A 12,643-nucleotide genomic window follows, 5' to 3' on the forward strand; every position below is an offset into this window, starting at 1 on the left:
CGACGCTTCAGGCGAAAGCTGACACAGGTGTTGATGCCGATTGTTCCAGCTCACTCTGCAGAGTGGGAGGAATGCCGCTAATGGTTTGGGCCTTACTGCCCTGCCGTAATGGCTATCCTGGCGGCAGTGGGCGGGGACGGGAGCCGCTATCGATAGCGACGAACGTGAACACGGCCTCGGTGACCTTGATCTGCTCATCCCCATCACGGGAGCGGCGCCAGGCTTCGACCTGGAATTTCATGGATGTCCGTCCTGTCGAGATCAGGTCAGCATAGACTGAGACCTCGTCACCCACATGGACCGGGCTGTGAAAAGTCATGGCGTCAACGGCAACCGTCACGCAGCGTCCCCGGGCGCGTCGGGCCGCCGCATTGCCGGCTGCCAAGTCCATCTGGGACATCAGCCAGCCACCGAAGATATCCCCTGCGGGGTTCGTGTCGGAAGGCATGGCGATCGTTCGAATCACAGCCTCGCGCTCTTCAGGCCGATCAGCACTCATGGACATCCTCAATTTTTGAGCAGATCTCAGGATCCATGCCTAGTGGGCCTGAGTTTCGTGTGGTTTTCAATAGACTTGAGGATCGTCGCAGTTGAGAAGCCCGAGCGCTCAGAAGCCGTAAAGGCGTGCCGGGTTGTCGACCAGGATCTTCTGGCGGTGATCGGGCGTGGCCCAGTCCAAGAGAATGTCCAGAAGAACGGCGTCATCTGGGTAGCGATCGCGCGGAACGCCCACATGCGGCCAATTCGACCCCCAGATGATACGGTCCGGCGCATGATTGATGACACGCTGGGCGATGGCCGCAACATCCGCGAAGTCCGGCGCTCCCGTGAGGCTCGTCTCATAGCAGCCACAGATCTTGAACCACGCATTGCCTCGGTCAATCAGGCGGAGGATCCCGTCCACGCGTGGGTCATCGGCAGGAACCGGGTCGATGAATTTGCCGATATGGTCGATCACATAGTCTGTCTCAATCGCGCGAAGCGCATCGATGTGCTGGTCGATCTCCCGGCCGTTGAACTGCACGATCATGCTCCAGCCAACGGATCGGCAGAGCCGCTCGACAGGCCTCATATCGGCGATCTTCACCGCTCCACCGGGCAGGTTCATGATACGTGCGCCACGAACGCCGCGTGCATGAAGGCGTTCCAGCTCCGACACCGTCATGTCGGGCGAGACGGCAATGACCGCTCTTGCTCGCTCCGGCCCGATCTGTTCGAGTGCCGCCAAGGTCGACCCATTGTCGAACTGGTATGCGTTCGACTGGGTGAGGACGACACGCTCCAGCCCCAGCCGTTTCTGGACCACGGCGTAATCCTCCACCGCGGCCAGCTCTGCGATCGGAGGGCCTCCAGGCTGCGGCTCGAAGCCTGGGAGGTAGAGATGAATATGGCAATCCGTTGCTCCGGCTGGAGCTTTCAGGGCGGGGGGCGGCCCGGTAAGAGGTCTTGTATTGGGTGGGATCGATCCCATGATCATGCGTCCTTCAACGCGAATTCCTCGAGGGCTGAACGGTTGATCTCAATGCCGAGACCAGGCCCATCTGGGATGCGAACCACGCCGGATTCAGGCTCGATGGCTTGAGTCAGCACTGCCTGCCGGAAGGGATTGTGTGTGCGGTCGAATTCGAGGATGGGTTCAATCGGGTTGACCCGCTGAGGGTTGGGGGGGAGGGCTGCTATGAATTGCAGACCTGCCGCAATCGCAACGCCGGTTCCCCAGACATGCGGCACGCACCGCACCCCATAGAGAGCGGCGAGATCGGCGATGCGCCGCACCTCCGTAAAGCCGCCGGTGCCGCAGATATCCGGCTGAATGATATCGACAGCGCGCGTGGCCAGCGGCTCCAGCATGCCATAGCGACCATGCCAGGTTTCACCACCAGCGACGGGAATTGGTTGGCCTTCGCGCACGGCCCTGTAGGCGCCGAGCTGCTCCGGAACGACGGGCTCCTCGAACCAATCGACCTTGCAGGCTGCAGCGCGCTTGCCGAGCTCGACCGCCTCCAGGACATCGTAGCCATGGTTGGCATCGATCATCAGGCGAATCTCCGGGCAGAGGGCTTCGCGCAGCGCCTCGATGGCCTTCAGGTCTTCCTCGACGTTGAAACCGATTTTGATCTTGACCGCGTGAAAGCCTTCTTTCACGTAGCGAGCTGCCTCCTGCGCGACATCAGTGGCGCGGTCAACGCCGTCTTTTCGGAAAAAGCCTGTCGCATAGGCTCGCACCGACTCGCGAAAGCGTCCGCCGAGAAGAAGCGAGACGGGAACGCCCAGATGCTTGCCCCTGATGTCCCAAAGCGCGATGTCGATGCCGCTCAGCGCGGTCACCGTCAATCCTCGCTGCCCCTGATCCCGCAGAAGATTGTAGAGCTCGCTCCAGATGACCTCCGTTTCCAGCGGATTGCGTCCGATGAGCGCGGAGGCATAGGCCTTCACGACAGCGGCATTGGGCAGCGCCGGGCCGAGACACTCGCCCCAGCCGACCGTGCCGTTCTCGCAAATGATCTCGACGAGGCAATGCTGCCTGCGGTCGAAGCGCATGGATGCGCTCTCGAAAGCCTGATCGAGACGATGATCAAGGATATGGGTTCTGACAGCTTCGATCTTCATGCGCGGTAGGGTGCAATGAGATTGGCCAGCATTTCAACTTCAACTTCGGTGAGATCCGTCAGCGGCGCGCGGACGGGACCGGCATCGAAGCCGACAAGGCGAACGCCGGCTTTGATGGCGGAGACGGCATAGCCCTTGCCGCGGTTCCGGATCTTCATGAAGGGATAGAAGAACTCCTTCAGAATGGCCTCAGTGCGCTCGCGGTTGTTGGCTCTCAGAGCCGTGTAGAACTCCTGAGCGAGTTTCGGCACGAAGTTGAACACGGCGGACGAGTAGGTGGAAAAGCCCGCGCCGAGATAAGCCTCTGCGAACAGCTCTGCCGTCGGCATGCCGCCGACATAAGTGAGGCGCTCGCCCATGGTGGCCGTGATCTGGCGGACAAGCGCGATATCGCCGGAGCCGTCCTTGAATCCGACGAGGTTGGGGCAGGCCTCGCAAAGGCGAGCCAGCGTCTCGGCCGAGAGAATGGAGTTGTCGCGATTATAGACGATGACGCCGATCTTCACCGCATCGCAGACCGCCCTCACATGGGCATAGAGCCCTTCCTGTCCTGCGTCGATGAGGTAATGGGGCAGAAGCAGAATGCCGTCCGCGCCCGCTTCCTCGACGGCCTTCGCAAGGGGCACGGCAATGCGGGTGCCATACCCGCAGCCGGACACGATCGGCGTCTTGCCGGCAGAAGCTTTCGCGGTCCGGATGATGGCGGGGATCTCCTCGGGCGCGAGCGAGAAGAACTCTCCCGTGCCCCCGGCGGCAAAGAGAACGCTCGCGTCAAATCCCGACAACCAGCCGACATGCTCGGAATAGGCCTTCTCATTGAAGGCCCCGTCCTTGCCGAATGGAGTCACGGGAAAGGACAGGAGGCCGGCTCCAAGAGCCGCCTTGAGAGCATTCGGTTCCATGAGCGGTGGGTCCTTCGCTGGTGGGAATATGCAAAGGATCATAGACAACATCATATCTCTGTCAACAAGAGATATGATGAGCTGGATGTCAGCTGCCCCTGATGAGCCGGCGATAGCGCTCCTGGCCGTGCTTGAGGTGGGTGCGGATGGCTTGGCGCGCGCCTTCCTCGTCGCCGACCGAAATCGCCTCGGCGATCTGCTTGTGCTCGGCCTGGAGCTGCTTGAGGTAGTCGGCGGGCGTGGGCTCCGGGTTGCTGTCCTCCAGCTGAGCCCGTGGGATCATTGGGCGACCCATCATCTCCAGGAACTCTCGGAAGCGCGGGTTATTGGCGGCATCCGCGATGGCAAGATGGAACGCAAAATCCGCCGCCGTCGTCGGTTGTCCGCTGGCGATCAGGCGGCTCAGGTCGTCATACCGCTCCCAGATCGCCTCCTCCTGGGCCGGAGAGCGCCGTGTCGCGGCCAGGCCTGCAGCCTCCGTCTCGACCCCCATGCGCAGCTCGAGCATCTCGATGATGGAGGAAATCTTAGAAGGTTCAATACTTTGGAAGGGTAGGGCCGGCTGGGCCGGTGGCGTGCGGACGAAGACGCCGACGCCGTGGCGCGCTTCGACGAGCCCATCGGCGCGCAGGGACGCAATCGCCTCCCGGACCACCGTGCGACTCACGTCATATTGCTGGGTCAGGCCCGCCTCGCTCGGCAGCTTGTCTCCCGGCCGGAGATCTCCGCTCAGGATGGACCGCCGAAGCTGATCGCTCACTGTCTCGACGAGGTTCTTGCGGCCGCGCGCAAGGGGTTCACCGCTTTGCATGGGTTGGCTCTGGTCCTGGCTGGATGGGCTCCGCATAGAAAACTCCGGGCGTCCCAACGGCTGATGCTCCTTGCTCTATCCGAGCGCCTTGAGGCTGCGCAATGCTGGTTCGACAAAAGTTGTTGACGGGTTGTCTTGCCATTATATGATGACATTGTATAAACATAATACAAGTCTTGGACAACGACAATCGGGAGGAGGCTCATGGCTCGCCAAAAGCTCGTGCGCAGCTGTTTCTTTCTCTTCAAGCGGCCCGATTAGGCCGAATGGGTCGGGTGGATGCGCATGCTAGGAAAGCTTCTTTTGACCGGCGCGGCCGGTGGTGTTGGCAAGGCTCTTCGGCCGCTGCTGCCGCGGATCGCGCAAACCGTCCTGCTTTCGGATGTCAACGACATCCAGGATATGGCGGCTCACGAGAGCTTCCGGCGCTGCGATCTCGGTGACCGGCGCGCCGTGGACGAGCTTGTGAACGGAGTGGACGGCATCATCCATCTCGGCGGGATCTCGGTCGAGAAGCCGTTCGACCTGATTCTCAACGGCAATATCGTCGGCGTGTACAATCTGTTCGAGGCGGCTCGCCACCACGGCAAGCCGCGCATCATCTTCGCCAGCTCCAATCACGTGGTCGGATACTACCGGCGCGATCAGTATCTCGACAACGGAGTCGTGCCCCGGCCGGATTCCCTCTACGGCGTTTCCAAGGCCTTCGGCGAGAACATGGCGAGCTTCTATTTCGACAAGTTCGGGCAGGAATGTCTGTCAGTTCGTATCGGCTCCTGTTTACCGAAGCCTGTGAACCCGCGCATGCTCGCAACGTGGCTTCATGTCGAGGACTTTCTCGATCTCTGCGCCCGCGCCTTCGAGGCTCCGCGTCTGGGTCACACGGTCGTCTATGGTGCATCCGACAACGATGAAACCTGGTGGGACAACCGCCATGCGGCCTTCCTTGGGTGGAAGCCTAAGCACAGTTCAGCGCAGTGGCGGGCCGAGGTGCTTGCCGAGGCAGGTTCGGAAGATCCGTCTAACCCAGCTGTGATCTACCAGGGTGGTGCCTTCGTGACGATCGGCCATCCGGCGGACGAGGCATAAGGATTGACGACGAATTGCACCAGAGCGACGCAACAAGAAGCGCCTGGTTGCCAAACCGGCGAGACGGCAGCGATCCAAGCCGTGCTCTCGCCTTCGAAGCCTAAGTCGGACCAACACGACACGGCAAAAGACACTCTGAGGAAACCAAGGAGAGCTCTATGGTCACGAGACGAACTCTGGCGGCTGCCGCTTTAGGCTTGCTGACCGCCTTCGCAGCCGGTGCTGCGAGCGCGCAGACGGTTCTGAAATCAGCCGACGTCCATCCCGATGGATATCCGACCGTTGAGGCGGTCAAGTATTTCGGCTCCCTTCTCGAGAAGAGAACCAATGGCCGCTACAAGGTGCAGGTTTTCCACTCGTCCCAGTTGGGAGGGGAGAAGGACACGATCGAGCAGACACGATTCGGTGTGATCGAGCTCAACCGGATCAACATGGGACCGTTCAACAATCTCATCCCTGAAACGGTCGTTCCATCGTTGCCCTTCATCTTCCGGTCGGTCGATCATATGCGCAAGACCATGGATGGGCCGGTCGGCGACGAGATCCTGAAGGCCTTCGAGCCGCACGGCCTCGTGGCTCTCGCCTTCTATGATTCCGGTGCGCGCTCCTTCTACAATTCCAAGCGCCCCATCAACACGCCTGCGGATCTCAAGGGCATGAAGGTTCGCGTGATCCAGTCGGATCTCTTCCTCGACATGGTGAATGCGCTTGGCGCCAACGCAACACCGATGCCGCCCGGTGAAGTCTACTCCGCCATTCAGACAGGTGTCGTGGATGGTGCCGAGAACAACTGGCCGAGCTACGATTCCTTCCGCCACTTCGAGGTCGCGAAATACTACTCGTTGACCGAGCACTCGATGTCCCCGGAAGTGCTGGTGATGTCGAAGAAGACTTTCGACAAGCTCTCGCCCGAGGATCAGAAGGCCGTGCGGGAATCGGCCAAAGAGTCGGTCGCGAAGATGCGCGAACTCTGGGAGGCGCGCGAGAAGGAAGCCGAGAAGAAGATCCGGGCGAGCGGCAGCCAGATCAACACGGTCGACAAGCAGCCCTTCATCGACGCGATGAAGCCCGTCTATGACAAATACGTGAAGGGCGAGAAGGTGAAGGATCTCGTCTCGCGGATCCAGGCGACGAACTGATCTCGATTGTGAACGCAAGGTCGGGCTGGTGAAAGACCAGCCCACCTCTTTTCTTGAGGGAGATTGCCACCGATGCGCGCCCAGCTTGCCGCTTTGTCTCACATCCTCTCCATCGTCAACAGGGTGGCTCTGTGGTTGTCAGGGGCCGGTCTTGTCCTGATGACCATCTTTATCGGCTGGCAGGTATTCGGCCGTTATGTCCTGAATCAGTCGCCAAGCTGGACGGAGCCGGCCTCGCTTCTGCTCATGAGCTGGTTCATTCTTCTGGGATCGGCAGTTGGCGTTCGTGAAGCCAATCACCTCGGCTTCGAAAGCGCGCTTCACCATGCGCCACCGTTCTTGCGTCAGGCGATGCTCATTACGACAGAAGTGCTGGTTGCAGGATTTGGCCTGGCCATGACGTGGTACGGCGCGGAGCTGGCGATGGAAACATGGTCTGCGGCCATGCCGGGCCTGCCGATCCCGCAAGGCATGGATTATGTGCCGCTCGCGGTTGGTGGACTCCTCATCGCGCTGTTCTCGCTGGAGAAGCTCGTCAGGCTCCTGCTCGCCGGAGAAAGCGTTCCCCTGGTTCGAATCGACGAGCCTCACCTCGTTGTCGTGAAGGAATGATGCCATGACGATCTGGGTTCTCTTCGGCGTCTTCACGCTGCTGCTGCTGATCGGAACGCCGGTTGCGTTCTGCCTGGGCATTGCTTCTCTCGCGACGGTACTCTACATGGGGTTGCCGCCCGTCGTGGTGTTCCAGCAGCTCAATTCCGGCATGAACGCCTTCGCCATGATGGCGATTCCCTTCTTCATCTATGCCGGAGACCTGATGATGCGCGGCGGCATTGCCGACAGGCTCATTCGCCTTGCGGCTGGCTTCGTCGGCCATCTTCGCGGTGGTCTTGGACAAGTGAATGTCGTCGCTTCGACTCTGTTCGGTGGTATTTCCGGCTCCGCAATTGCGGACGCATCGGCCATCGGCGGCATCATGATCCCGCAGATGGAAAAGCGCGGCTACGCCAAGGATTACAGCGTCAACGTCACGGTGAATGCTGCGATCATCGCGCTGCTGATCCCGCCGTCCCACAACATGATCATCTATTCAATTGCGGCCGGTGGGACGATCTCCGTAGCGGATCTGTTCACGGCGGGTGTGGTGCCGGGGCTGCTCCTCGCGGCAGCCCTCATGATCACGGCCTATTGGGTCGCGGTGCGACGCGGCTATCCCGCCGATCCGTTCCCCGGATTCCGGATGCTGGCCTATTTCTTCGTCTCGGCCGTTCCTGGTATCCTGCTCATCTTCATCATCTTCGGCGGCGTTCGCTCCGGCGTTTTCACCGCCACGGAGAGCTCCTGCATCGCCGTCTTCTATGCGCTCCTCGTGACGCTCCTTGTCTACCGCGAGCTGAACTGGAAAGGCTTCGTCGAAGCAACGCTGGGTGCAGTTCGCACGACCGCCATGGTGCTTCTCGTGATTGGTACAGCGAGCGCCTTCGGATGGCTCATGGCGTTCCTGCAGGTGCCGCAGGCGACGATCGACTTGATGAAGTCAATCTCGGACAATCCCATCGTCGTCCTGCTGCTGATCAACGTGATCCTGTTGGTGCTGGGCACCTTCATGGATATGGCACCGATGATCATCATCTGTACGCCCATCTTCCTGCCGGTGATCAAGGCCTTCGGAATCGATCCGGTGCATTTCGGCGTCATCCTGATCCTCAATGCGGGCATCGGCCTCAATACGCCCCCGGTCGGATCGGTTCTGTTCGTCGGCTGTGCCGTCGGCAAGATTTCGATCGGTGAGGCCATGCAGACGATCTGGCCCTTCCTGGGCGCGAGCATCCTGGTGCTGCTGCTCGTCACCTATATTCCGGGTCTGTCACTCTGGCTTCCGGCTTTGTTCCGCTGAGAGGGAACTGAATGACGTCCGCAGAATAATCCTATGCAGTTTGAAGCCTGCATTCATGACCTCCATGAATGCAGGCTTGGCACAGTCTTTCGAAGTTCTTGTATCATTCGCTTTCCTCCACAGGAGGCGTTCCATAGGTGTGGAAGGATTCGACGGTCTTCAAGCCGGTGAGATCGAGTTGAGATCGATATAGATCTGGCCGGGTTCGAGAGAAAGCGCCGCCTGCTCGGCAGCCGTGACGGCGGCATCGGCCGTGACCGCTGAGATGATGATATCAGCTCCCGCGCAGGCCTCGCCAATGCGCGCGGCAGCATGAACGTTGCTGTCTTGCGCGCGCTGCCGTAGCTCTGGTCCTCGCTGCGCATCATCGAATAAAATGTCATATATTGAAACACGCACATCTGGCTTTGCGGCGAGGGAGCGCGAGAAGAGTTGCCCCACCTCGCCATAGCCGATGAATGCAATCTGAAGGCTCATGGATCCCTGCTGTCTGTCACGGACTGACGAGTCGTCAGTCCTCGTCCTTGTACCCGACGTAAGTGAGACCTGCTCTCGCAAGCGGCTCGCGCATCTTGTAGAGGTCGAGGCCGAGAACGCCGGAGGCGAGAGCCTCGCGCTTCGCACCTTCGTTCGCCACGCGCGCCTCACCGGCAACAGCGACAGTTTCCGTCTCGCGGCGGGGCACAACCACGACGCCGTCGTCATCCGCGACAATCACGTCGCCCGGCTGCACCAATGCGCCCGCACACACGACCGGAACGTTGACCGAGCCGAGAGTCGCCTTCACCGTTCCCTTGGCCGAGATGGCGCGCGACCAGACGGGGAAGCCCATCTCCGTCAGAGTCTTCACATCGCGCACGCCGGCATCGATCACGAGGCCGACCACACCCCGTGCCTTGAGGGATGTGGCCAGGAGATCGCCGAACATGCCATCGGTGTTGTCGGTGGTTACGCCCACGACCAGGATGTCGCCGGGACGGCATTGCTCGACGGCGACATGGATCATCCAGTTGTCGCCCGGCTGCGCCAGCACCGTCACGGCGCTGCCGGCGACTTGGGCACCCGCCCAGATGGGGCGCATGTACGGCTTCATCAGGCCGACACGCCCCATCGCCTCGTGGGTGGTAGCGGTGCCGAGTTCGGCCAGCCTGTCGACAATGCTCTGATCGACGCGCGGCGTGTTGGTGACGACGACGGGTTTCATGCCAGTTCCTCGACAATCTGAGGGAAGATGCGCTGATAGGCTTCGCCGTAGGTCATGGCGCGACCTGAGTTACGGCCGCCCTGCATGCCGCGGTTCAAGGCCACCCGGGTGTAATATTCCCAGAGATGCTTCTGGGCAGCGAGGATCTCGAACGCCTTTCGCTTGGTGTCCCAGACCTCGTCGATGTTGAGGATCACATTCGGCCTGTAATTGCACTGCTCGGGTTGATGCGGCTCGAACAGGAAGACCGGGGGCGCGCTATAGGTGAGATCCGGATTCGGTTTATGTCCGGCGGCCTGCGAGATGATGCGGGCCTCTTGTGCGAAGCGCGCCGCCTCCGGGTGGTCCACGTTATAGGGGTCTTCCAGGGAGTGCGTAAGCACGAAGGAGGGTTTCAGCTCTCGATAGATATCGACGAGCCGGTCAAGCATCTCGGGGGCCGTATGCAACGGGTAGTCGCCTGCATCGAAAAACTCGATCTCCGCACCCAGCGTCTCGGCGGCGTGCTCTGCTTCCTCGCGCCGCTGCGCCTTCACGTCGGATAGCAGCACATCGCCTTTCTTCCAGGCCCACTGGCTTTCGCCGCGCTCGCCGAAGGACAGGCAAACGATCTTCATGCGGTATCCCTTGCGGGCATGGAGCGCGACGGCGCCGCCTGCGCGCCACACGAAGTCGCCAGGATGCGCGGTGACGACAAGTCCGGATTTTCCACTACTCATATCGGCCTCGAAAGAAAGAACATGTGAGAGATGATGTTGGTAGAACGTCAGGCAGCATCGCGGCTATCTTCCGGAGCATGCGCCAGGGCCTCGTGCGCGAAGGCGTGGCCCTCGAAGAGAAGGCGGGCCGTTCTCAAAAGGCCTGCGCGTTCCACGACGGGGGCCGCCTCGGTTCCGCCGACCTCGATCATCACGCTGAACTCACCGGTCGGATGCTCTACGGACAGCGTTTTCTCGCGTCCCGGCGGAATGCTGGCGACGCGGGCGGCGGGCGATCCGGGCAGCACACAGGCGGTGGCGACGGTGACGGCGGCAAAGACTCCGATAGAGGCGTGGCACTCATGCGGAATGAAGCTGCGCGTGCACACATGACCGCCTGCAACGGGAGGAGCCACCAGGGCCATCTTGGGCACGACCTTGCCCGAGACATCGCCGAGGCCCATGAGCCTTCCTGCCTCAAGGCGGATCTGTTCCAGCCGAGCCTTCAGCTCCATATCCTTGTCGAGCACGTCGCGCAGCTCGTATCCGGTCCGGCCGACCGCAGCAGCCTCCAACACAACAACCGGCATGCCGTTATCGATCAAAGTCACGTCGACGCCTGCTACGCGATCGACATTGTTGCCCGTCGGCAGAAGCGAGCCGCAGACGGAGCCGGCTGCATCGACAAAGTCGATGGCGATAGGTGCCGAAGTGCCCGGCACGCCGTCGATGCGGGCATCGCCACCATAGGCGACATGGCCATCGGGTGTCTGAACATTCAGTTTTGCAATTGTGCCTGTGTTGACGGTGTGCACGCGGACGCGTGTGATCGGATGATTGACCTTCACCAGCCCGCGCTCGATAGCGAAAGGCCCGACACTGGCGAGAATGTTCCCGCAATTGGGCGTGACATCCACCTTCGGCTCGTCGACGACGACTTGGCCGAAGAGAAAATCCACGTCGCAGTCGGATCGTTGCGACTTCGACACGATTGCGACCTTGCTCGTGAGCGGATGAGCGCCGCCGATGCCATCGATCTGGCGTGGATCCGGAGATCCCATGATCGATAGGAGCAGCGCATCGCGCCGCATCGGGTCTGTCGGGAGGTCATCAGCGAGGAAGTAAGCGCCCTTGGAGGTGCCGCCTCGCAGAATCATGCAGGGAATGCGCGGTTGAATAGTCCTTCTCCCACCCAACGGTGAACAGGTGCCATCAACGTGCCTCAGCCAGTAGGGTGCAACAAATGGTTTGTTTGTGACTTTCCGTGAATTTAGTTCATGAGAGACCGCGCCCGCCAATCACTTTCAGATCCGGCTATCGTCCCTCACGCGAAGGTTCGAACGATGATCTTGCGCAGTTCTTCGGCGAGAGGCGACAGGGGTACACCCCGCTTGGACACGATTCCGAGTTGGCGCGTGACACTCGGGTTCTTCAAGGAGATGAGCTTGAGCCCCCGCTCGTCAAATGTATCGAGAGAGAGGCGGGGCACGACGGTCAGCGCCACGCCGGACGGACCAGGGCGATCGCTGTTTGAATATGCTGGGCTTCGAAGCGCCAGCACAGGGATTCACGTCGGCTTCCCAATGCGTCGTCGATGATGATCCTGTTGCCGGCGCGGGAGCTGATCCTGATCAGGGGTTCTTCGGCAAGATCGGACCAGCTTAGAGACGATTGCGAGGCCAACGGGTGATCTTCCGGGCACACGAGGACGAAAGAATCTCTGATCAGCATCTCGATGTCGAAATCCCAGCGATGGGCTGCCACCATGGTAATGCCGAACTCCACCGTGCCGGCCTGGACCAGATCGGCAATCTCGGTGGCGGAGTTGTCGTAGATCCGGACGAACACATCCGGGTGCTGTTCCTGGAAACGCTGCAGAGCGCGCGGCAATCGGCCTGATGCGATAGTAGGCAGGCAGCCGATGGCGAGCGTCTCCTGACGGCTGCGACCCTCCCGTCGAAGTTCATCTAGGGAGACCGAGAGGTTCTCGATCGTGTCCTTGACCTTAGGCAGCAGATTGAGGCCCGCCTGAGTCAGGGAGACCTCCCGTGTGGTCCGCGACAGCAGTTTGACCCCGAGGTCTTCTTCCAGCTTGCGAATGCGGTGGCTGAGCGCTGTTTGCGACAGGTTCAGGTGCGCGGCAGCGTGCTGGAAGCTACCGCGTTCCGCGATCGCGACGAAGGCGTGCAGGCCGAGAAAATCGATGCGCATTCAAAGCTCCAGCAGGGATTCTGCCCCTTGCATGGGGTTGGTCCAGCCTCTCTTGCATATGAGATATATTCATTAGTCGCGC

The 12,643-nt window shown here is 60.8% G+C and carries 15 protein-coding genes; 4 read left to right on the plus strand and 11 right to left on the minus strand.

The features are described from left to right. Positions 1 to 112 precede the first annotated feature (112 nt). From DC522_RS02990 to DC522_RS03010, 5 genes are all read right to left on the minus strand, one after another. Entirely contained in the window at positions 113 to 499 is a 387-nt protein-coding gene (locus DC522_RS02990) for an acyl-CoA thioesterase (RefSeq protein WP_245443931.1), read from the minus strand. A gap of 108 nt (positions 500 to 607) precedes the next feature. Then, the gene (locus DC522_RS02995) at positions 608 to 1,477 is read right to left on the minus strand and encodes an amidohydrolase family protein (protein ID WP_371678750.1); all 870 of its coding nucleotides are present in this window, start codon (positions 1,475 to 1,477) and stop codon (positions 608 to 610) included. Further along, the gene (locus tag DC522_RS03000; protein ID WP_116527222.1) at positions 1,474 to 2,610 is read right to left on the minus strand and encodes a mandelate racemase/muconate lactonizing enzyme family protein; all 1,137 of its coding nucleotides are present in this window, start codon (positions 2,608 to 2,610) and stop codon (positions 1,474 to 1,476) included. Before DC522_RS03000 ends, DC522_RS02995 begins: the two co-directional genes overlap by 4 nt. After that, a complete protein-coding gene (gene kdgD, locus DC522_RS03005) occupies positions 2,607 to 3,512 on the minus strand; it encodes a 5-dehydro-4-deoxyglucarate dehydratase (protein ID WP_116527223.1) in 906 nt (301 codons plus the stop codon). Before kdgD ends, DC522_RS03000 begins: the two co-directional genes overlap by 4 nt. Before the next feature lie 88 nt (positions 3,513 to 3,600). Continuing rightward, positions 3,601 to 4,323 (minus strand): FadR/GntR family transcriptional regulator, encoded by a 723-nt coding sequence (locus DC522_RS03010; protein ID WP_116527224.1) that lies wholly within the window; start codon positions 4,321 to 4,323, stop codon positions 3,601 to 3,603. A 285-nt stretch (positions 4,324 to 4,608) separates the two neighbouring features. Between DC522_RS03010 and DC522_RS03015 the strand changes: the two genes are divergently transcribed. The 4 genes from DC522_RS03015 to DC522_RS03030 all read left to right on the plus strand — a co-directional run bounded on the left by DC522_RS03015 (position 4,609) and on the right by DC522_RS03030 (position 8,448). Further along, positions 4,609 to 5,412 (plus strand): NAD(P)-dependent oxidoreductase, encoded by an 804-nt coding sequence (locus DC522_RS03015; protein ID WP_116527403.1) that lies wholly within the window; start codon positions 4,609 to 4,611, stop codon positions 5,410 to 5,412. Positions 5,413 to 5,570: 158 nt separating this feature from the next. Continuing rightward, on the plus strand, positions 5,571 to 6,551 hold the full coding sequence (locus DC522_RS03020) for a TRAP transporter substrate-binding protein (protein WP_116527225.1): 981 nt from the start codon (positions 5,571 to 5,573) through the stop codon (positions 6,549 to 6,551). 72 nt (positions 6,552 to 6,623) lie between these two features. After that, positions 6,624 to 7,163 carry a TRAP transporter small permease gene (locus DC522_RS03025; RefSeq protein ID WP_116527226.1) on the plus strand — a complete coding sequence of 180 codons (540 nt, stop codon included), beginning with the start codon at positions 6,624 to 6,626 and terminating at the stop codon, positions 7,161 to 7,163. Between the two features lie 4 nt (positions 7,164 to 7,167). Beyond that, a complete protein-coding gene (locus tag DC522_RS03030; RefSeq protein WP_116527227.1) occupies positions 7,168 to 8,448 on the plus strand; it encodes a TRAP transporter large permease in 1,281 nt (426 codons plus the stop codon). Positions 8,449 to 8,607: 159 nt separating this feature from the next. Here the strand turns inward: DC522_RS03030 and DC522_RS03035 are convergent, their stop codons facing one another. The 6 genes from DC522_RS03035 to DC522_RS03060 all read right to left on the minus strand — a co-directional run bounded on the left by DC522_RS03035 (position 8,608) and on the right by DC522_RS03060 (position 12,561). Beyond that, positions 8,608 to 8,925, minus strand: a complete 318-nt coding sequence (locus DC522_RS03035) for an NAD(P)-binding domain-containing protein (protein ID WP_116527228.1) — start codon at positions 8,923 to 8,925, stop codon at positions 8,608 to 8,610. A 34-nt stretch (positions 8,926 to 8,959) separates the two neighbouring features. Further along, complete coding sequence (locus DC522_RS03040; RefSeq protein WP_116527229.1) at positions 8,960 to 9,652, minus strand: 4-carboxy-4-hydroxy-2-oxoadipate aldolase/oxaloacetate decarboxylase; 693 nt, start codon at positions 9,650 to 9,652, stop codon at positions 8,960 to 8,962. Beyond that, entirely contained in the window at positions 9,649 to 10,371 is a 723-nt protein-coding gene (locus DC522_RS03045; RefSeq protein WP_116527230.1) for a PIG-L deacetylase family protein, read from the minus strand. Before DC522_RS03045 ends, DC522_RS03040 begins: the two co-directional genes overlap by 4 nt. A gap of 47 nt (positions 10,372 to 10,418) precedes the next feature. Continuing rightward, a complete protein-coding gene (locus tag DC522_RS03050) occupies positions 10,419 to 11,507 on the minus strand; it encodes a 4-oxalomesaconate tautomerase (RefSeq protein ID WP_116527231.1) in 1,089 nt (362 codons plus the stop codon). Positions 11,508 to 11,674: 167 nt separating this feature from the next. Continuing rightward, on the minus strand, positions 11,675 to 11,839 hold the full coding sequence (locus DC522_RS03055; protein WP_165820032.1) for a hypothetical protein: 165 nt from the start codon (positions 11,837 to 11,839) through the stop codon (positions 11,675 to 11,677). A 5-nt stretch (positions 11,840 to 11,844) separates the two neighbouring features. Continuing rightward, entirely contained in the window at positions 11,845 to 12,561 is a 717-nt protein-coding gene (locus DC522_RS03060) for a LysR family transcriptional regulator (protein ID WP_116527233.1), read from the minus strand. Positions 12,562 to 12,643 lie beyond the last annotated feature (82 nt).

Source organism: Microvirga sp. KLBC 81 (assembly GCF_003075415.1).
GTDB lineage: Bacteria > Pseudomonadota > Alphaproteobacteria > Rhizobiales > Beijerinckiaceae > Microvirga.